The sequence below is a fragment of the Amycolatopsis sp. TRM77291 genome, from assembly GCF_054166285.1.
This window is the reverse complement of the sequence record NZ_JBSZHF010000001.1, coordinates 5,912,451-5,932,098: the sequence shown is the minus strand read 5'-3', so window position 1 is coordinate 5,932,098 and position 19,648 is coordinate 5,912,451. Positions and strand designations below refer to the sequence as shown.

Genomic DNA, 19,648 nt, shown 5'->3' with positions numbered 1-19,648 from the left:
TCACGCTGTCCGGCCTGCTCGCGGTCACCGTCGCCGCGTGCTCGTCGGGAGAGGGTAGAACCCAGCCGCCGCCTCCGGCCACCGAGTCGCACGCCCCGACCGGGCAGGTGCCCGCCGGACTCGAGAAGTTCTACGGACAGAGCCTGACCTGGGCCGACTGTGCACCCTACGCGACATCCGATGACGCGAAAGCGGCGTTTCGAGTGAAGGACGCACAGTGCGCGCGGCTGACCGTCCCGCTCGACTACGCGAAACCCGAAGGCGACTCGATCACGCTCGGCCTGCTGCGCCGGAAGGCGCTGGAAACCGACGAAAGGATTGGCGCGCTCGTGGTCAACCCCGGCGGCCCCGGTGCCTCCGGGATGCAGGCCGCGGCCGGTCTCGCCTCCCGGACGGCGACGAACGAGCTGGGCAAACGCTTCGACATGGTCGGTTTCGACCCGCGGGGTATCGGCGCGAGCCAGCCCCAGATCCGCTGCCTCTCCGACGCCGAACGCGACGCGGACCGTGCGGACGACAGCGAGACCGACGGCTCACCCGAGGGAGTGAAAAAGCAGGAGACCGAGTCCCAGGACTTCGCGGCGAAGTGCGCCGAGCGGACCGAACACGGCGCCGCGATGCTCGCGAACCTGGGCACGCGTGACGTCGTCAAGGATATGGACATCCTGCGCTCGGTCCTCGGCGAACCGAAACTGAGCTACCTCGGCTACTCCTACGGGACGCGGATCGGATCCGCCTACGCCGAGGCGTTCCCGGCGAACGTCCGCGCGCTGGTGCTCGACGGAGCCGTCGACCCGGAGCAGGACGCGGTGGAGTCGCTGGTCGCGCAGGGGCAGGGCTTCGGCAAGGCGTTCGGGGAGTTCTCGAACTGGTGTGCCGCGCGCGAGGACTGCGCCCTCGGCCGCGACGCCGCCGGCATGACGAAGGCGTTCCAGGATCTGGTGCGCCCGCTGATCGACTTCCCGGTGCCGGTCAGCGACGGCCGGAAGCTGTCGTACGAGGACGCGACGACAGGCGTGATACAGGCCCTCTACCAGGAAGATCTCTGGGAACCGCTGAACTCCGCACTCAACGACCTGAAGCGCCAGCGCGGCGACGGGCTGGAGAAGCTGGCCGATCTCTACAACGAACGCGGCGCCGACGGCCGCTACGGGACGACGCAGGACGCGTTCGTCGCGATCCGCTGCGTCGACGACCCGCGGGTCACCGATCCGGCGAAGATCCTCGACGCGCAGAAGCGGTACGCGGAGGCGGCGCCGTTCCTCGACGACGGCAGGCCGGACGGTTCCGCGCGTGACGCCTGTGCCTTCTGGCCGGTGCCGAACACGTCCGAGCCGCACCAGCCGAATGTCGAAGGGCTGCCGAAGACGCTGGTCATCTCGACGACGAACGACCCGGCGACCCCCTATCAGGCGGGCGTCAACCTCGCGAAAGCGATCAAGGGAGCTTTGCTCACGTTCGAGGGCAACCAGCACACCGTGTTCCTCCAGGGCGTGTCGTGCGTCGACCGGATCGGCATCGATTACCTGGTGAACGGCGCCCTGCCGGACGAGGGCACGCGCTGCGCCGCCAAGTAACGAGTTCGGCGCGAAGGGCCCATGAGCGGCCGGGACGCTGCGAAGATCGCGAGATGAGCCTTCGCCGCGTCCCGGCCGTGCTCGTTGCCGTCGTGCTCGTCGCCTCGTGCACGACGCAGCAGCCTCAACAGCCGCAGCCGGCGCCGTCGCCGACCACCACGGCCTCACCCACTCCGGACCCGAAGGCGCTCGAGAAGTACTCCGAGCAGAAGCTGGCGTGGGGTGCGTGCGCGTCCCACACGGACAAGGCGTTCGACTGCGCGAAGCTCACCGTGCCGCTCGACTACCTGAAGCCGGACGGCGAGACGATCTCGATCGGCGTCCTCCGGCACAAGACGAAGAACACCGGCAGGCGGATCGGCTCCCTCGTGCTCAACCCGGGCGGCCCCGGTGGCTCAGGCGTCTCGGCCGCGGCGCGGATCGCGAAGTCCCGGCCCGCGGCGGCGCTGGCCGAACGCTTCGACATCGTCGGCTTCGATCCGCGTGGAGTGGGGACCAGCGAGCCGAAGCTCGTCTGCCTCACCGATGCCGAACGCGACGCGGACCGAGCGGAGGACTCGGAAAGCGACTTGACGCCCGACGGTGTCGCGAAGCAGCTCGCTGACGCCAAGGCGTACGCCGCGAAGTGCGCCGAGCGCACGAAGCACGGTACGGAGCTCCTCGCCAACATCGGGACCAGGGACGTCGTCCGCGATCTCGACGTCCTGCGTTCGGCTCTCGGCGACGAAAAGCTCAGCTACCTGGGCTTTTCCTACGGCACGCAGATCGGGACCGCCTACGCCGAGGCCTATCCGGACAAAGTGCGGGCGTTGCTTCTCGACGGTGCGGTCGATCCCCAACTCGACACCGCCGAGTCGCTGGTCACGCAGATGGCCGGGTTTCAGAACACCTTCGCCGAATTCGGCAAATGGTGCGCCGCTCGCGCGGAATGCGCGCTCGGCCGGGACGCGGGCGCGGTGACGAAGGCGTTCCAGGACCTGGTGCGGCCGCTGATAACCGAACCGGTGCCCGCCGGGACCCGCAAGCTCTCCTTCGAGGACGCCATCACCGGGACAAGCGCCGCGCTGTACTCGCAGGACGCGTGGAAGTTCCTCAACGACGGGCTCGCCGAGCTGAAGCGGGGGAGCGGCAAGACCCTGGTCGCGCTCGCGGACAACTACTACGGCCGCGAGACGGACGGCCGGTACACCGGCATCCTCGACGTGTACTTCGCGGTCCGATGCGTCGACAGCACGCGGATCGCCGACAGGCAGGTCATCGAAGGCGCCCACCAGCGGATGCTCCAGGGCGCGCCGTTCCTCGCCGGTGGCACCCCGGACATGAGCGAGCTCGACATCTGCTCGGTGTGGCCCGTGCCCGCCACCTCGGAGGTGCACAAACCGGACATCACCGGCCTGCCGAAGCCCCTGATCATCTCGACCACCGACGACCCCGCGACCCCGTACGCGTCCGGGGTGAACCTGGCGCGGGACCTCAAGGGAGCTTTGCTCACGTTCGAGGGAGCGCAGCACACCGTGTTCCTCGACGGGAACGAGTGCGTCGACCGAGCGGGCATCGCCTACCTGATCGACGGCGCTCTTCCCGCTCCGGACACCCGCTGCTCCTAGCCGGGGAGTAAGGGACCTTTGCTACCGCCCCGGCCCGACGACCACCGCGTTGTGCCTGGTCAACGCCAGTTCCAGCATCACCGCGAACTCTTCCGGCCTCGTCGGCGGCACCTGCAGCCACACCCGCACCAGCCGCCGTGGCTCGTCCCGCGAAATCCACAGCTTCACGAACACGTCCGACCTGATCTCCGGCACGATCGCGCCGATCACCGCGGCCGGCACCTTCGCGGCGATCCGGAACGACTCGGTGTCCTGCACCCGCTCCCACCGCTCGCCCCGCAGGTCGGTCGCCCCGGTCAGCAGCTGCCGAAGCCCGCCTTCGGGCCCGAGCATCGCTTCAGGCGTATACGGCGCCGAAGCCGGCAGCACCTGCTTCCCGCCAGGCCCGCTGAGCGTGATCTCCGAGCCCGACAGCCGGTACTCGACCTTCCGCCGCCCGGAGTCGTCCTGCAGGTCGGCCTTACCGACCGCGCCACCGTCGAGGCTGACTTCGCCGTCGAGCCCGCGCACGGGCAGGCCGGTGACGACACCGTTCACCCCGAGCGTGAACCGCACGCTGCGCAACGAGACGAGGGAGTCGGCCGCCGCGCTCACATAGTCCTGGGCAGGCGGCAGCGGGGGAGACCCCGCGCAGCCGCCGATGAGCCCGATCGTGAGCAGCAGCGCCGGCACGAGGTGACGGCAGCGCATGACCGAAGCCTATGGCTTGGCCCGAATCTTTCGCACAGTGTCCTTCCGGCCGCTTTCGCGCAGCGCCGCCGCCCACGACGCTGTACCCGTGCAATCCGAGACCCGGCTCCACCGCGCGTGGTTCGTCGCCGCCGCCGCATTCATCGCCCTGCTCGCCGCCGCCGGTTTCCGCGCGGCCCCCGGCGTGCTCATCGACCCGCTTCACAACGAGTTCGGCTGGTCGCGCGCGACGATCGCGTCGGCCGTCTCCGTGAACCTCGTCCTCTACGGCCTCTTCTCGCCCTTCGCCGCGGCTCTCATGGAGCGCTTCGGCATGCGACGCGTCGCTTCGACGGCATTGTTCGTCGTCGCGATCGGCGCCGGCGGCACGGTGTTCATGAACGCGAGCTGGCAGCTCATCCTCTGCTGGGGCGTCCTGGTCGGCGTCGGCACCGGCTCGATGGCGATGAGTTTCGCCGCGACGGTCGCCGCCCGCTGGTTCGTCCGCAGCCGCGGCGTCGTCACCGGGGTCCTCACCGCGGCGGGCGCCACCGGCCAGCTGATCTTCCTCCCGATCGTGGCGAACCTCGCCGTCGACGAAGGCTGGCGGACGGCGTCGCTCGTCATCGCCATCGCCGCATTGGCCGTCGTGCCCGTCGTTCTCCTGGTGGTCCGCGATCACCCGTCCGATATCGGAATGACGGCTTACGGCGCGGAGCCCGGCGAAGTCGCCCCTGCCACCCGCACGGGTGGTTCCGTCCGCCGCGCGCTTTCGGTGCTGGGCTCGGCGGCGCGCACGAGGACGTTCTGGCTGCTCGCCGTCGGCTTCGCGATCTGCGGTGCCACGACGAACGGCCTGGTCAGCACCCACTTCGTGCCCGCGGCGCACGACCACGGCATGCCGCAGACGACCGCCGCCGGACTGCTCGCCCTCGTCGGGATCTTCGACGTCGTCGGCACGATCGCCTCCGGCTGGCTCACCGACCGCGTCGATCCGAGGATCCTCCTCGGCGTCTATTACGCCCTTCGCGGTGTTTCGCTCGCTCTCCTCCCGCAACTGCTGAGCGGAACGGTGGAACCGAGCATGTGGGCGTTCATCATCTTCTACGGTCTCGACTGGGTGGCGACGGTTCCGCCCACGGTCGCGCTCTGTGTCCGGCAATACGGCGTAGCCGGGCCGATCGTCTTCGGCTGGGTCTTCGCCAGCCACCAGCTCGGCGCCGGTCTCGCGGCCTTCGGCGCGGGCGCGATCCGCGATTCCTCGGGCAGCTACGCGCTCGCTTGGTACATCGCGGCGAGCCTCGCCGTGATCGCTTCGGTCGCTTCGCTGGCGATCACCAAGGCGGCCAAACCCGAACCGGTCCTCGTGGGGTGATCCATCACTTCCGGCCGAACGGCGCGTCGCGAAACATGTCGTTAACACGTTCTCGTTAGGGTGCGGCCATGGATCGCCAGCAGGAGTTCGTGCTCCGTACCTTGGAAGAGCGCGACATCCGTTTCGTCAGGCTCTGGTTCACGGATGTGCTGGGGTTTCTCAAGTCGGTCGCGGTCGCGCCCGCCGAGCTCGAGGGCGCCTTCAGTGAAGGGATCGGCTTCGACGGGTCGGCCATCGAAGGATTCGCGCGGGTCTACGAGTCCGACATGGTCGCGAAGCCCGACCCCGCCACGTTCCAGGTCCTCCCCTGGGAGACCCCGGACGGCGGCCCGTACTCGGCGCGCATGTTCTGCGACATCGCGATGCCGGATGGTTCCCCGTCCTGGGCGGACCCCAGGCACGTCCTGCGCAGGCAGCTCTCGAAGGCGGGCGAAGCGGGTTTCACCTGCTACGTCCACCCCGAGATCGAATTCTTCCTGCTCTCCAACCTGCCGGACGACGGCAGTGAACCCGAGCCCGCGGACAACGGTGGCTACTTCGACCAGGCCAGCCACGCGACCGCGACGCACTTCCGCCGCCACGCCATCGAGACGCTCGAGGCGATGGGGATCTCGGTCGAGTTCAGCCACCACGAGGGCGCGCCCGGTCAGCAGGAGATCGATCTCCGGTACGCCGACGCGCTGACCATGGCCGACAACGTGATGACCTTCCGCTACGTGGTCAAGGAGGTCGCGCTCACCCAAGGCGTCCGCGCGACCTTCATGCCGAAGCCGTTCACCGATCAGCCGGGTTCCGGGATGCACACCCACGTGAGCCTGTTCGAGGGCGATCGCAACGCCTTCTACGACGCGGAAGACCCGTACGAGCTGTCCGCGACGGGCAAGGCCTTCGTGGCGGGGCTGCTGCACCACGCGAAGGAGATCTCGGCGGTCACCAACCAATGGGTGAACTCCTACAAACGCCTGATCAGCGGCAGTGAGGCCCCGACGACCGTTTCGTGGGGCCGCGCCAACCGCTCCGCGCTGGTCAGGGTGCCGATGTACTCGCCGGGCAAGGCGTCGTCACGCCGTGTGGAGATCCGCACGCTCGACTCCGCGTGCAACCCCTACCTGGCGTACTCGGTCATCCTGGCCGCGGGGCTCAAGGGCATCGAGAAGGGCTACGAGCTCCCGCCTCCCGCCGAGGACAACATCTGGCAGCTCTCGGACGCCGAGCGCCGCGCGGCCGGATACGCCCAGCTCCCGCAGAACCTCGGGGAGGCGCTGGCGGAGATGGAGAAATCGGAACTTCTGCCCGAAGCGCTCGGAGAGCACGTTTACGACTTCTTCCTTCGCAACAAACGTGTTGAATGGGATAACTACCGCAGCGCGGTGACCCCGTACGAGCTGCGGACCCTGCTTCCGGTTCTCTAGACGAAGGAGACCTGATGGTGCGGCGACCGGTGTTCCGAGTTCTGACGACATTGGTCGCCGCGGCCATCGCGGCGAGTGCCGCGCCGGCGGCGTCCGCCACCGGGAAGCCACTCGATCTCGACTCCGCCGACATCCCCGCGCTCCAAGCCCGGATGTCCGCCGGACGGCTGACCGCGGTCGGTCTGACCTCGGCTTATCTCGATCGCATCCGCAAGGTCGACCGGAAGGTGAACGCGGTCATCACGGTCGATCCGGCCGCGATCGCGCAAGCCGTGGAGAGCGACGTCCGGCGTCGCGCCGGCAAGACCCGTGGACCGCTGGACGGCATCCCCGTCCTGGTGAAGGACAACGTCGACACCCGCTCCATGCAGACGACGGCGGGCTCGCGCGCGCTGCGCGGCAAGCCCGCGAAGGACGCGGCCCTGATCCGCCGTCTGCGTGACGCGGGCGCGGTCGTCCTCGGCAAGGCGAACCTGTCCGAATGGGCGAACTTCCGCGCCGCCAAACCCACGTCCGGGTGGTCGGGCGTCGGTGGGCAGACGAACAACCCGTACGTGCTCGATCGCAACCCTTGTGGGTCGTCCGCCGGATCCGCCGCCGGTATCGCCGCGTCACTCGCCCAGGTCGCGATCGGCAGTGAGACCGACGGCTCGATCGTCTGCCCGGCCGGGATGACCGCGACGGTGGGGCACAAACCGAGCCTCGGCCTGGTCAGTCGAACCGGCGTGGTGCCGATCTCGGCCGAACAGGACACCGCCGGCCCGATGGCCAGGCACGTCGTCGACGTCGCGCTGACCCTGTCCGCGCTCCAGGGCCGCGACCCGAGCGACCCGGCCACCGGCGCGTACCCGCCGAATCAGCCGACCGACTACGCCGCGTACCTCCGGCCCGGTGTGCTGAAGGGTTCCCGGATCGGTCTCTGGCGCCTGCCGGTCCTCGGCCCGGACGTCGACGCGGTGATGACGAAGACCAGGAATTCGCTGGTCAAAGCGGGTGCCGAGGTCGTCGAGGTGACGCCGCCGTATCAGGCCAGGCTCGGCGAACTGGAGTTCCCGGCCCTGCTCACCGAGTTCCACCGGGACATCGATCGCTACCTGGCCACGCGCCCCGAAGGCCCGCGCGACCTCGCCGCGCTGATCGCCTACAACAGGTCCGATCCGCTGGAGCAGACCTGCTTCGCCGGACAGGAGCTTTTCGAGCAGGCGCTCGCCGCGCCCGGCCCGTCCGACCCCGGCTACCAGGCCATGCGCCGCGAGCTCACCGATCTGGCGAAACGCTCGATCGACGAGACCCTCGCGAAGTACCGCCTCGACGCGATCGCCGCGCCCACGAATCCGCCCGCTTGGAAGACCGACTGCAAGACCGGCGACAACGACGTGATCCCGTCGTCGACGCCGGCCGCCGTCTCGGGCTACCCCGCGGTGACCGTGCCCGCCGGCTTCGTCGGCGAGCTCCCGGTCGGTGTTTCGTTCATGGCGGGGCAGTGGACGGACGCCCGGGTGCTCGCCTACGCGGCCGACTTCGAACGCGTCGCGCCCGCCCGTAAACCGCCCCGCTACCTGAAGACCGTCGGATGACGGTGATACGTACCGGCTGACCTGCGGCGATGTCGTTAAGTGACCCCCCTGTTTTCAGGGGGTTCCGGGGCATGTAATCTTCTCTTCGTCGCCAGGAACACCGGGCCGCCGGGGCCGAAAGCCCCGAGGCAAGGAACCAGGGCCGAGCGGGTTGACACCGCGAACCGGACCAGGTAATGTTCAGCGTCGGCCCACGAGCGGCCGCCGACCCCCTACGGCTAACAACGTAGGATTCGGCATGCTCGACCAAAAGCTTGTGAATATCGCTTGAAGCAAAGCGTGTTGCTTGAGAACTCAACAGTGTGCTAGTGAACTAAGCCAGTAGAGCTTATGTATTTGAACCTCGTTTGAGGTNCACACAACCACACACAACGTGTGAGCGTGTGTGGGTGTTTCACAGTGTTTCGGTGGTTATAGCGTCAGGGAAACGCCCGGTCCCATTCCGAACCCGGAAGCTAAGCCTGACAGCGCCGATGGTACTGCAACCGAAGGGTTGTGGGAGAGTAGGACACCGCCGGACTAACCTTAAAAAAAAGGGTCCAGGCCCCGGTCGAGAACCACGAGTTCTCCCGGGGCCTGGACCCTTTTTCATGTTTGCCTCGCCAAGTGGTAGCAAAGGTCCCTTGCTCCCCGCGCCGCGCTCAGCAGTTCCGCCGGCCTACCGCGCGGCGCCGAACAGGCGACGAGAAGACAAGAGAAGTCGTCGTCTCCCCATAGCGCTGCATCCGCTCTACAAGCTCCTCCAACTCCGCAGTACTCCGGCAGGCGACTCGCACCAGCCAGCACTCGTCACCCGTGACGTGATCGGCGTCGAGCACCTGGGGAAGCGCGAGGATGGTTTCGCGGAAGCGGGACGTGTCCAAACTGCGCACCTTTGCCCGCACCATCGCCTCGATCGGTAATCCGAGCTTCGTCACGTCGACGTTGGCCGAGTATCCGGTGATGATCCCCTTCTCCTCGAGCCGACGAACCCGCTCGGTCACCGCGGGCGCGGACAGCGACACGCGCCGACCGAGTTCCGAGAAGGTCAGCCGGCCGTCGGACTGGAGCAGTTCGAGTAGCTGCCAGTCGAGATCGTCGAGGTTCACAGAACTCCAGGTTGATCGTCGTGCCCGCCAGGAAACTCCAGGCTAGCCGCCGGAAAGACCTGGATTATCCGATGTTGTGGACGATCACCGGCCAGCAGGATTGAGGCATGACGACCGAACCCCGCGTACTCATGTTTCCGGCCTTGGACAGCGCGACCGCGGCCGCGCACCTGCGCGCCGAGCTCGCCCTCGAGGTCGACCCAGATGACCTGGTCCGGGACCTCACCTCTGGTTCTCGGCAGGGGTACATGGTCGTCGAAACCCGGGCCCCTGAAGCCTTCGCGTCGGCTCGCATCCCGGGCGCGATCAACCTCCCGTATCGGGAGATGACCGCCGAGTCGGTCAGCGGCATGGACAGCGAACTCGTCTACGTCTGCTATTGCGAGAGCATCCACTGCAACGCCGCGAGCAAGGGGGCACTGAAGCTCGCGCAGCTCGGCTTCAAAGTCAAGCGCCTCTCTGGTGGCATCACCGCCTGGCAAGCCGCCGGCTATCCCGTCGACCGGGACGCCGCGGTACCCGCTATCACTTCGACGCCCACTCCCCGCTGCGCCTGCTGACAAGAAAGCAGGGGACCTTTGCTACCGCCACCCCGAGCGGTAGCAAAGGTCCCCCGCTCTCCCAGCGGTCGTAGGCTGGGGGACGTGACCGCTCCCAAGTTGCTCGTCATCCAGCCGGATGCATCAGATCCGATCGGCCCTCTCGGTGACTGGCTCACCGAGGCCGGCGCCGAGCTCGACATCCGGTTGCTGCCCGATCAGACGCTCCCCGCCGATCTCGATGGCTACGCCGGTGTCGTCTGCCTCGGCGGCGGGATGGGCGCCAACGACGACGGCGAACACCCGTGGCTGGCGGACGTGCGGAAGCTTCTTTCGAAGGCCGCGGGCGCGCGTATCCCGACGCTCGCGATTTGCCTCGGTGGCCAGCTCCTGGCTGTGGCGCTGGGCGGCAGCGTCGCCACAGGTGATCAAGGACCAGAGGTCGGTCCCAGCCTTGTGTCCAAGAAGGACGCTGCCTGGACCGACCCGCTCTTCGCGGACTTACCGCTGATGCAGGACGTCCTGCAGTTTCACAACGACGCGATTACCCGGTTGCCTGCGGGCGCCGAGCTTCTCGCCTCCTCGCCGCGGTACGCCTACCAGGCCTTCCGATTCGACCGTTGTGCCTACGGTGTCCAGTTCCATATCGAGACGACGCCGGAGGTGGTCCTCGAATGGGCGCGACAGTCGCCGGAAATGGCAGAACTCACCCGGCCGGACGTACTGACCCCGGAAAACCTTGCTCGAGTGCATGCTGACATCACCGAAACCTGGCGGCCGTTCGCCCACCGCTTCGTCCGTCTGGTGTCCGGTGACCTCGCCCCGGCTGCGGACCGTCAACGTACATTGCCGATGGCTTAACGACCTATGTCTCAAATGTGTATGGGTTATTAACACCCGGGTCGTGCCGTCAGGTACCTTGCGGAGGGAATTTCGAAGGGTTCGGAGGTCGGGGTGGAGCCCTCAGTCTTGGTCGTGCTCGTCGTCGTCACGGCCCTAATTTTCGATTTCACGAACGGGTTCCACGACACGGCCAACTCGATGGCGACGTCGATCGCCACCGGGGCGTTGCGTCCCAAGGTCGCGGTGACGATCTCCGCGGTCCTGAACCTGGTCGGAGCCTTCCTGTCGGTCGAGGTGGCCAAGACCATCTCGAATGGACTCGTCGACGACTCCAAGATCGGGCCGGCGATCGTGTTCGGCGGCCTGGTCGGGGCGATCGTATGGAACCTGATCACGTGGTTCGTCGGGCTACCGTCCAGCTCGTCCCACGCGCTGTTCGGCGGACTGATCGGCGCCACCTGGGTGTCGGCCGGAACGGACTCCGTCCACTTCGGAAAGATCGTCGAGAAGGTGCTGGTCCCAGCGGCACTGTCGCCGGTCTTAGCCGGTCTCGTCGCGATGATCGTGACGTACTTCGTTTATCGGATCTTCGTCCGCCGCGGTCGCACCGCCGGCTTCCGGGTCGGCCAGATCATCTCGGCCTCGCTGGTCTCGCTCGCCCACGGCACGAACGACGCGCAGAAGACCATGGGCGTCATCACGCTGACGATGATCACCGCCGGAACCCTCCCCGCCGGCGCGGGGCCGCCACTCTGGGTGATCGTCAGCGCTGCGCTGGCGATCGCGCTCGGCACGTACCTGGGTGGCTGGCGTATCACCTTCACGCTGGGTAAGGGCTTAACGGATATCGATGGTCCGCAGGGCTTCGCCGCGCAGACCAGTTCGGCCGCGGTCATTCTCGCCTCGACGAATTTCGGCTTCCCGCTTTCGACGACCCACGTCTGCTCCGGCGGCATCGTCGGTTCCGGTGTGGGCAGGAACGAATCACCGGTTCGCTGGCGCACGGCCGGCCGCATGGTGGCCGCCTGGCTGTTCACACTTCCCGCCGCCGCCATCGTCGGTGCCGCGGCCGGCCTTGTGACTTCGACGGGCACGGTGGGCACGATCGCCGTCGGTGTCGCGGGCCTGGCGATCGGCATCGGGATCTACCTTCTTTCGCGGCGGAGTCCTGTCAACGCAGGCAGCTTCGCGAGCCCAGTCCCGACCGTTCCCGAACAGGAAGTCGGCAGGATCGCCGCTTAGGAGAGCAAGGGACCTTTGCTACCGCCTCCACGCGGTAGCAAAGGTCCCTTGCTCCCTTGCGCGTCCGTCCGGCCTCGGGCGGAAGGGCGACTACGGTGGAAGCCGATGGTTGAGCGCGCCAGGCCGACCGCTTCCGTGGCGAGATACGGCTTCACCGACCCCCGAGCCGACGGGCAGCTGCGTGCTGCCGGTTGGTGGACTGAATCCGGCCCGGACGGCTCCGCCGCCGACGTGATGTCGGCACTTTCCCGTGCGGCGGATCCCGACCTCGCCCTGAGCGGACTGGACCGGATCAGGGAAGCCGACCCTGGTACCTGGAATGAGCTCGACCAGGCGCTTCGCACCAACCGGACCTTCCGCGGCCGGTTGCTTGGTGTTTTGGGCACTTCGAGTGCGCTCGCGGACTTCCTGGTCGCGAACACCGACTGCTGGAAGACCCTCCAGGGCGAGAAGAACATCGCCCCGGAGCAGTATGTGAGCAGTCTTCTCGACCATCTGCGACCCGACGGTGATCTGCTCACAGGGCTCGAGTCGGAGCAGGCTCTTCGCGTCGGCTATCGCGAACTGCTGCTCGGAATAGCCGCGGCCGACCTCGGACACCTGGTCGAACCCGGCCTCCACCAGCCGCCTTATGCCGAGATCGGGGCCCAGCTCACGATGCTGGCCGAGGCCGCGCTGACGGTTGGGCTGCTGGTCGCGGAGGCCGAGGTGGGCGCCGCTGCCGAAGGTCACCTGTCCGTGATCGCGATGGGCAAATGCGGTGGTCGTGAGCTGAACTATGTGAGCGACGTGGATGTCATCTTCGTCGGAGATGGAGATCTTTCGGTCTCCACGAGACTGGCCAGCACGATGATGCGAGTGGTCGACAAGGCATGTTTCGAGGTCGACGCGGCGTTGCGCCCGGAGGGCAAGGCGGGCGCCTTGGTCCGGACCCTCGATGGCCATGCCGCCTACTATCAGAAGTGGGCCAAGACCTGGGAGTTCCAGGCATTGCTCAAAGCGCGGCCGGTCGCGGGTGACGCCGAGCTCGGACGGCAGTACGCGGAGATGGTCGCCCCGAAGGTGTGGGCTGCGGCCGATCGGGAGAACTTCGTTCCCGAGGTCCAGAAGATGCGGCGCCGCGTCGAAGGCCATGTGCCGTCCGCGCACGCCGAACGGGAACTCAAACTGGGGCGCGGCGGCCTGCGCGACGTCGAGTTCGCCGTGCAGTTGCTGCAACTGGTCCACGGCCGGATCGACGCCGAGCTGCGTTCCCCGTCCACGTTGGACGCACTCGCTGCCCTGGGAGACGGCGGTTACGTCGGCCGGAAGGACGCTGCGGAGCTTGCATCTTCTTACGAGTTTCTCCGAACCATCGAGCACAGGCTTCAGCTTCGCCGGCTACGGCGTACGCACCTGTTCCCTGCCGCTTCGGACGTCAGCGAGCTGCGAACGATCGCGAGGGCGAGCGGCGTGCGGCCGGCCCGAGGCAGAAGCGAAGGGGACGTGTTGGTGGCGGAGTTCCGCCGCCATCTGCAGAACATCCGGCGTCTTCACGAGAAACTCTTCTACCGGCCGCTGCTGCAATCGGTCGCGAACGTGCCGACGGAAGCGCTACGGCTGACTACGAAACAGGCTGAGAGCCGCCTCTCCGCGCTCGGCTACGCCGCGCCGGATGGGGCCTTGCAGCACATCAAGGCACTGACTGCGGGAATGTCCCGTCGGGCGGCCATCCAGCAAGCCCTGCTGCCGGTCTTGTTGGACCTTCTTGCCGACACCCCGGACCCTGACCGTGGACTCCTGTCCTACCGAAAGGTCTCGGAAGCGCTCGAGGCAACGCCCTGGTACCTCCGGGTTCTTCGGGACGAGGGCGCAGTCGTCGAGCGGCTCGCGTTCCTGCTCGGCACGTCACGTCTGGTTCCCGACCTGCTGGCCCGAGCGCCGGAAGTACTGCAGTTGCTCGGTGATCCAGCGCGGCTGGCCGGCCGTACCTCGGCGGAAGTGGCCACTTCACTGAGAGCCGCCGTGCGGCGTCAGCCGGGTTTGAACGCCGCGGTCGCGGCCGCGAGATCGTTGCGCCGGCACGAGATGCTCCGGATCGCGTCGGCGGATCTACTGGGGTTGCTCGATGTCCCAGCAGTGTGCGAGGCGCTGTCCAGTGTGTGGGTCGCCGTGCTTCAAGGTGCCTTGGCGGCTGCTTTTCGCCAGCGCCAGGCCGAGCTCGGCCAAACTCCCGCGAAGATCGCCGTCATCGGCATGGGGCGGTTGGGCGGGGCCGAACTCGGCTATGGATCCGACGCGGACGTTCTCTTTGTGTGCGAGCCCGTCGAGGGTGTGTCGGACTCCGAAGCAGCGAAGTTCGCTTCCTCCGTCGCTGAGACGGTCCGCAAGATCCTCGGTGCCCCCAGCCCCGACCCAGCACTGGTTGTCGACGCCGATCTCCGTCCGGAGGGGCGGAGCGGGCCGTTGGTGCGAACCCTCGAGTCCTACCGCAGCTACTACGGGCGGTGGGCAGAGGTCTGGGAATCGCAGGCGCTGCTCCGTGCTCGGTTCATCGCCGGTGACGATGATCTCGGTGCACGGTTCATCGAGATGATCGACCCCATTCGCTACCCGCAGGCGGGCCTCGACGCGGTTCGCGTGCGGGAGATCCGGCGGATCAAGGCGCGTGTGGAAACGGAACGGATGCCCAAGGGCGCCGACCCGACCCGGCACACGAAACTCGGCCGTGGAGGGCTCGCCGACGTGGAGTGGACCGTGCAGCTCATGCAGCTGCGTCACGGACATGAGGTCGAGGGGCTCCGGACCACTTCGACGATCGAGGCCCTGAAGGCCGCGGCGGAGGCGGGGCTCGCTGAGCCCGCCGAGATCGAGTCCCTGACCGAGGCCTGGTTGCTGGCGACGCGCGTCCGTAACGCCGGGATGCTGGTCCGGGGTAAGGCGGTCGACGAAATTCCCAGCTCCGGTCGTGACCTCGCTGCGGTCGCCCGAGTGCTCGGCTACTCGGCCGATGATGATCCAGGCGAATTCCTCGACGCCTACCGGCGGACGACGCGACGCGCCCATGCGGTCGTGGAGACCCTTTTCTACCAAGGTTGACTGCTCTGACCTGCGGTAAGGAGCAAGGGACCTTTGCTACCGCTTGTCAGGAGCGGACGAGGTGGTAGCAAAGGTCCCTTGCTCACACTCGGCGTCGCGGATGGTGGGTGGCGCTTACAGTGGACCGGTGACTGTGCGCGAGCCATTTCGCACCCGGATCAAGGTGCGTCATTACGAGCTGGACACCCTCGGCCACCTCAACCATGCGGTTTACCACTCGTATGGTGAGGTCTCCAGACTTGAGCTGATGGAACTCGCCGGCGGCCTCAACGCGGGTATGCGTGATGCGAATCTTGCCTTCGTGCTGCTCGAATCCCACATCGTCTTCCGGCGCGAGCTTCGGGCAGGCGATGTCGTCGACGTGACCTGCGACGCCAAATTCGGCACCGGCAAGACGTTCCACATGGACTCGAACATCTACAAGGTCGACGGCACTCTCTCGGCAGAGATCACGTGCACGCTGGGGTTGATGGACCTCGAGCGACGCAAACTGGTGGACGACCCGCGTGGCCGGATCGAGCGAGCGGGCGTCGACCTGAAGGTTCTTTCCACTTCGGAGTAGACCTACTACCTAGCTTAAACAAGAAACGCCGGTGGTGAGGGCGATTCCGCACCTCACCACCGGCGTGCTCTTGGTGTTTCCTACCGCACGATCACACGTCGTAGTACAGCGAGAACTCGTACGGGTGCGGACGCAGCCGCAGCGGGTCGATCTCGTTCTCACGCTTGTAGGAGATCCACGTTTCGATCACGTCGGGAGTGAACACGCCACCCTCGAGCAGGTAGTCGTGGTCGGCTTCCAGCGTGTCGAGAACCGCACCGAGGTCGCCCGGGACGAGCTTGACGTTCTGGGCCTCCTCCGGCGGAAGCTCGTAGAGGTCCTTGTCGATGGGCTCCGGCGGCTCGATCTTGTTCTTGATGCCGTCGAGACCGGCCATCATCATCGCCGAGAACGCGAGGTACGGGTTGCCGGACGAGTCCGGGCACCGGAACTCGGCACGCTTGGCCTTCGGGTTGTTGCCCGTGATGGGGATACGGACGCAAGCCGACCGGTTCCGCTGCGAGTACACCAGGCTGACCGGGGCCTCGAAACCCGGTACGAGCCGGTGGTACGAGTTGACGGTCGGGTTGGTGAAGGCCAGCAGGCTCGGCGCGTGCTTGAGCAGACCGCCGATGTAGTGGCGAGCGGTGTCGGACAGACCCGCGTACCCCGACTCGTCGTGGAACAGCGGCGTGCCGTCCTTCCACAGCGACTGGTGGCAGTGCATGCCCGAGCCGTTGTCACCGGCGAGCGGCTTCGGCATGAAGGTCGCGGTCTTGCCGGCGGCGAACACGGTGTTCTTCACGATGTACTTGAACAGCTGCAGGTCGTCCGCAGCGTGCAGCAGCGTGTTGAACTTGTAGTTGATCTCGGTCTGGCCGGCGGTGCCCACCTCGTGGTGCGCGCGCTCGATCTCGAAACCGGAGCCCTGCAGGTTGCGGACGATCTCGTCGCGCAGGTCGGCGAAGTGGTCGACCGGCGGGACGGGGAAGTAGCCGCCCTTGAACTTCGTCTTGTAACCCTGGTTGCCGCCCGGCACGTCGGCACCGGTGTTCCACCAGCCCTCGACGGAGTCGATCTCGTGGAACGAGGCGTGCTCGGCCGAGTCGAACCGGATCGAGTCGAAGATGTAGAACTCGGCCTCGGGGCCGAAGAACACGTTGTCCGCGACGCCGTACTCGGAGATGTACTGCTCGGCCTTGCGCGCGATGTTGCGCGGGTCGCGGCTGTACGCCTCACGGGTGAACGGGTCGTGCACGAAGAAGTTCAGCGAGAGCGTCTTCGCCTTGCGGAACGGGTCGATACGCGCAGTCTCGGGGTCCGGGAGGAGCAGCATGTCGGATTCGTGGATCGACTGGAAACCACGCACCGAGGAGCCGTCGAAGGCGAGGCCTTCTTCGTAGGCTTCTTCGTTGAACGCCTTCGCCGGAACGGTGAAGTGCTGCATAACGCCGGGCAGGTCGCAGAACCTGACGTCGACGACCTCTACGTTCTCGTCGGCGATAAGGCGCTGAATGTCGTCTGGAGTAGTGGGCACCCTCGGTGACTCCTTCTCGTTCGTTGCCGGCGGCAGTACTCTCTTCGGCTCACGCTAAGAGCGCGGTGTTGCCCGACCGTCACCCGTATGTTTCGCCGGTGTTAACGGGGCGGCGATATCGGGTAGTCGACCAGGGCGAATGTGGCCCGCGCCACCGGCATACCCTGGATGGGTGGCGAGATGGACCGGAGAATGGCTGCCCGGAGCCGGCGACGAGACGACGGCCGGTGGCGAGGGTACGCAGCGGTGGCGTGGTGAGCGACTCGGCTTGCCCCAATCGGGTGTCGGCTCGGTAGCGGGCGGCGGCGCGCGCCTTCTCGGGCTGCTCATCGACCTCGTTCTCGCCTCGCTGGTCACCGCCCTCTTCGTGACGCCCAGCCTTCAGGACCCGGCCGTCATGCAGACCTTCAACCTCTGGTCGGTCGGCGTCTGGGCGGCGATCACGATCATTCCCGCAGCCTTCTTCGGGTTCACCCCCGGTATGGCAGTGGTCGGGATCCGCGTCGCCAGGCTCGACGGTGCGCAAATGGTCGGAGTGTGGCGTGCCGTCGTGCGGGGAGCGCTGACCTTCGTGATCATTCCAGCCGCGATCCGCAACATCGACGGGCGAAGCTGGCTCGACCAGCTGACCGGAACCGTTGTAATCCGTATGCGATGACCCCCGATGGGGAGCAAGGGACCTTTGCTCTCGCCGGAAGAAGCCGGCAGCCGGACTGGCAGTGGTTAGGCAGCAGGAGCCGCAGGGACGCTCCCGAGATCTGGAGGCGGTCGTTGTCGGGCGCGGCGGTGGGCTGCTCGCAGGTCTTGGATCACCACCAGCGGCTCGTCACGCAGCCGGCCCGGACTCACCTGTACGACGATGAGGCCTGCAGCGACGAGGGCCGGCATCTCGGCCACCTTGTCCGTTTCGAGAGCGACCTCGTCGTAGCGGACTTGCAGTGCGACGCCGACCTGCGGCCACCAGGCATCGGCGACCCCGACAACCACTCCGTCGGGAGTCCGTAGCTCTGCCTTCCACACGGGCTTGGGCAAGCCGCTGCGCTCGACCGCAGATTTCAGCCACTGCTCGACGGCGGAGTCGACGCCGTCCTGGAGTGCGTTGACGACTATTCGAGGGAGCGCGGAGCCGATCGTGCTGGCCTGGGCCAGCTCGTCTCGAAGTTCCTCGGGAGTGCATAGCCCACGATGGACCGCGTCGTGGATCATCGCCCGTACCGACTTGAGTTCATCCATACGTCGAGCTGCGTCGATGAGGGCTCGGGCTAGAGGAGCGACAGGCAACCCATCGATCTCCACCGGCTCCGGTAAATGGATTGTTCGCTCTACGACCGCGAATCCCCAGGTGGCGACCTTGCTCCGGTGAGGGATCAGGGTGTGCGCCCGTCTTTCTGGCGGGAGTCTTCGGACCCCGTACAACCTTGCTGCCTGTACTCCGGTGAGCATCGCCTCCGGCCCCGCGTGAGTCAGTGCGACCTTCAAGAGCTGGTGCCTGGTCGGCGTGGCGTTGGTCAAGAGGATGACACCGGGGATCGGACGGCGCCACGGGCCGCCCTCGCGGCAACGGCGCGAGATCGAGGAGTGGGAGTGCCCGAGGGCGACAAGTTTCGCCCGGGCGGCCACACCGTCCGGGAACATCGCTGCCAGCGCCTTCTGCCGGGCGCTCGAGGTTCTGTCCACACAGTGATCATGCGACCACCCACCGACAATTTTCACCCAGATACGGATCAGGGGTCCTTTGCTACCGCACGCGGCGGTAGCAAAGGACCCCTGATCCTCGTTTCGTCAGCGGCGACGAATGGTGCGCTGGACGTTGCGCATCTTCGCGCCGGCGGGCATCGGGCCCTTCGGCATGGCGGCGCCGCGGCTGCCGAGCGCGGCCAGCTTCGCTTCGAGCGCGTCGACCTGGGCGGGCTTGAGGTTGCGCGGCAGCTTCATCAGGTGGCTCTGAAGCTTCTTCAGCGGCACCTGCTGGTCTTCGTTGCCGATGATCACGTTGTAGATCGGTGTCTCACCGATCAGGCGGGACACGCGCTTCTTCTCCTGCGCGAGCAGGGACTTCACGCGGTGCGGCGCACCCTCGGCGACGAGCACGACACCAGGACCACCGAGAACGCGGTGCACGGCGTCGAGCTGGGTGGTGGCCGCCACGGTCGGCGTCACCTTCCAGCGGCCTCGCATGTTCTCGAGCGCCCACGCCGCGGCGCCCGGCTGCCCGTCGGCCTTCGAGTACACGGTCTTCTGGACCCGCCTGCCGAAGATGATCACAGCGGCGAGCGCGCCGAGCAGGATGCCCAGCGGCAGCAAGACCCAGTGGACGTCGAAGATGAACCCGATGCCGAACACGACACCGGTGATGACCAGGAGCGATCCGACCATCCAGGGGATGAGCGCCTTGTCTTCCTTGCGCTGCATCTTGAAGGCTTCGAAGATCTGCCCGCGGCGAGCCTTGCTCGCGGCACGCTTCTCCTTCTTGGCCAGCTTCGCTGCTTCCTTGTCCTGCTTTCCCGCCATGTGACCAGGATACGGCTGCGTGCCCTGCGCCGAACCCGGCGGGCACTCTGCG

16 protein-coding genes and 1 rRNA gene are annotated in these 19,648 nt (G+C 67.0%); 12 read left to right on the top strand and 5 right to left on the bottom strand.

The annotated features are described in order from the left end of the window. Positions 1-5: 5 nt before the first annotated feature. Positions 6-1,577 carry an alpha/beta hydrolase gene (locus tag ACXIZN_RS27190; protein WP_185927332.1) on the top strand — a complete coding sequence of 524 codons (1,572 nt, stop codon included), beginning with the start codon at positions 6-8 and terminating at the stop codon, positions 1,575-1,577. A gap of 53 nt (positions 1,578-1,630) precedes the next feature. After that, positions 1,631-3,184: an alpha/beta hydrolase gene (locus ACXIZN_RS27185; RefSeq protein ID WP_457957748.1), complete on the top strand. Its 1,554-nt coding sequence runs from the start codon at positions 1,631-1,633 to the stop codon at positions 3,182-3,184. A 21-nt stretch (positions 3,185-3,205) separates the two neighbouring features. Here the strand turns inward: ACXIZN_RS27185 and ACXIZN_RS27180 are convergent, their stop codons facing one another. Then, complete coding sequence (locus ACXIZN_RS27180; RefSeq protein WP_457957746.1) at positions 3,206-3,874, bottom strand: LppX_LprAFG lipoprotein; 669 nt, start codon at positions 3,872-3,874, stop codon at positions 3,206-3,208. Between the two features lie 88 nt (positions 3,875-3,962). On the opposite strand from ACXIZN_RS27180, the gene ACXIZN_RS27175 reads away from it, so the two are divergent. The 4 genes from ACXIZN_RS27175 to rrf all read left to right on the top strand — a co-directional run bounded on the left by ACXIZN_RS27175 (position 3,963) and on the right by rrf (position 8,737). After that, positions 3,963-5,228, top strand: a complete 1,266-nt coding sequence (locus ACXIZN_RS27175; RefSeq protein WP_457957745.1) for an MFS transporter — start codon at positions 3,963-3,965, stop codon at positions 5,226-5,228. Between the two features lie 68 nt (positions 5,229-5,296). Beyond that, entirely contained in the window at positions 5,297-6,640 is a 1,344-nt protein-coding gene (glnA, locus tag ACXIZN_RS27170) for a type I glutamate--ammonia ligase (protein ID WP_016331613.1), read from the top strand. A gap of 14 nt (positions 6,641-6,654) precedes the next feature. After that, positions 6,655-8,217: an amidase gene (locus ACXIZN_RS27165; RefSeq protein ID WP_457957743.1), complete on the top strand. Its 1,563-nt coding sequence runs from the start codon at positions 6,655-6,657 to the stop codon at positions 8,215-8,217. Between the two features lie 403 nt (positions 8,218-8,620). After that, positions 8,621-8,737: ribosomal RNA gene (gene rrf, locus ACXIZN_RS27160) — 5S ribosomal RNA — on the top strand. 121 nt (positions 8,738-8,858) lie between these two features. Here the strand turns inward: rrf and ACXIZN_RS27155 are convergent. Next, on the bottom strand, positions 8,859-9,305 hold the full coding sequence (locus ACXIZN_RS27155; RefSeq protein ID WP_457957742.1) for an Lrp/AsnC family transcriptional regulator: 447 nt from the start codon (positions 9,303-9,305) through the stop codon (positions 8,859-8,861). A 107-nt stretch (positions 9,306-9,412) separates the two neighbouring features. Here ACXIZN_RS27155 and ACXIZN_RS27150 point away from each other — a divergent pair, with 107 nt between their 5' ends. From ACXIZN_RS27150 to ACXIZN_RS27130, 5 genes are all read left to right on the top strand, one after another. Further along, positions 9,413-9,865, top strand: coding sequence for a rhodanese-like domain-containing protein (locus ACXIZN_RS27150; RefSeq protein WP_457957740.1), 453 nt, complete (start codon positions 9,413-9,415; stop codon positions 9,863-9,865). Positions 9,866-9,949: 84 nt separating this feature from the next. Continuing rightward, positions 9,950-10,705: a type 1 glutamine amidotransferase gene (locus ACXIZN_RS27145; protein WP_457957738.1), complete on the top strand. Its 756-nt coding sequence runs from the start codon at positions 9,950-9,952 to the stop codon at positions 10,703-10,705. A gap of 93 nt (positions 10,706-10,798) precedes the next feature. Then, entirely contained in the window at positions 10,799-11,929 is a 1,131-nt protein-coding gene (locus ACXIZN_RS27140) for an anion permease (protein WP_457957736.1), read from the top strand. A 105-nt stretch (positions 11,930-12,034) separates the two neighbouring features. Next, the gene (locus ACXIZN_RS27135) at positions 12,035-15,007 is read left to right on the top strand and encodes a bifunctional [glutamine synthetase] adenylyltransferase/[glutamine synthetase]-adenylyl-L-tyrosine phosphorylase (RefSeq protein WP_457957735.1); all 2,973 of its coding nucleotides are present in this window, start codon (positions 12,035-12,037) and stop codon (positions 15,005-15,007) included. Between the two features lie 127 nt (positions 15,008-15,134). Continuing rightward, complete coding sequence (locus ACXIZN_RS27130) at positions 15,135-15,569, top strand: acyl-CoA thioesterase (protein WP_044856402.1); 435 nt, start codon at positions 15,135-15,137, stop codon at positions 15,567-15,569. A 91-nt stretch (positions 15,570-15,660) separates the two neighbouring features. Here ACXIZN_RS27130 and glnA (ACXIZN_RS27125) read toward each other — a convergent pair whose 3' ends face one another. Beyond that, positions 15,661-17,085, bottom strand: coding sequence for a type I glutamate--ammonia ligase (gene glnA / locus ACXIZN_RS27125; protein WP_007033879.1), 1,425 nt, complete (start codon positions 17,083-17,085; stop codon positions 15,661-15,663). A 172-nt stretch (positions 17,086-17,257) separates the two neighbouring features. Here glnA (ACXIZN_RS27125) and ACXIZN_RS27120 point away from each other — a divergent pair, with 172 nt between their 5' ends. Next, positions 17,258-17,743: an RDD family protein gene (locus ACXIZN_RS27120; RefSeq protein WP_457957733.1), complete on the top strand. Its 486-nt coding sequence runs from the start codon at positions 17,258-17,260 to the stop codon at positions 17,741-17,743. A gap of 65 nt (positions 17,744-17,808) precedes the next feature. On the opposite strand, the gene ACXIZN_RS27115 is transcribed toward ACXIZN_RS27120, so the two are convergent. Both ACXIZN_RS27115 and ACXIZN_RS27110 read right to left on the bottom strand, forming a co-directional pair. Next, positions 17,809-18,318 (bottom strand): hypothetical protein, encoded by a 510-nt coding sequence (locus ACXIZN_RS27115; protein WP_457957731.1) that lies wholly within the window; start codon positions 18,316-18,318, stop codon positions 17,809-17,811. Between the two features lie 549 nt (positions 18,319-18,867). Then, entirely contained in the window at positions 18,868-19,596 is a 729-nt protein-coding gene (locus ACXIZN_RS27110) for a DUF4191 domain-containing protein (RefSeq protein ID WP_192746453.1), read from the bottom strand. Between the last annotated feature and the right edge of the window lie 52 nt (positions 19,597-19,648).

Bases quoted from the DNA above. Each gene is read 5' to 3' on its own strand.
- ACXIZN_RS27185 (WP_457957748.1), top strand. From the start codon at position 1,631: ATGAGCCTTCGCCGCGTCCCGGCCGTGCTCGTTGCCGTCGTGCTCGTC.
- ACXIZN_RS27180 (WP_457957746.1), bottom strand. From the start codon at position 3,874: ATGCGCTGCCGTCACCTCGTGCCGGCGCTGCTGCTCACGATCGGGCTC.
- glnA (WP_016331613.1), top strand. From the start codon at position 5,297: ATGGATCGCCAGCAGGAGTTCGTGCTCCGTACCTTGGAAGAGCGCGAC.
- ACXIZN_RS27165 (WP_457957743.1), top strand. From the start codon at position 6,655: ATGGTGCGGCGACCGGTGTTCCGAGTTCTGACGACATTGGTCGCCGCG.
- ACXIZN_RS27150 (WP_457957740.1), top strand. From the start codon at position 9,413: ATGACGACCGAACCCCGCGTACTCATGTTTCCGGCCTTGGACAGCGCG.
- ACXIZN_RS27135 (WP_457957735.1), top strand. From the start codon at position 12,035: ATGGTTGAGCGCGCCAGGCCGACCGCTTCCGTGGCGAGATACGGCTTC.
- ACXIZN_RS27115 (WP_457957731.1), bottom strand. From the start codon at position 18,318: ATGGATGAACTCAAGTCGGTACGGGCGATGATCCACGACGCGGTCCAT.
- ACXIZN_RS27110 (WP_192746453.1), bottom strand. From the start codon at position 19,596: ATGGCGGGAAAGCAGGACAAGGAAGCAGCGAAGCTGGCCAAGAAGGAG.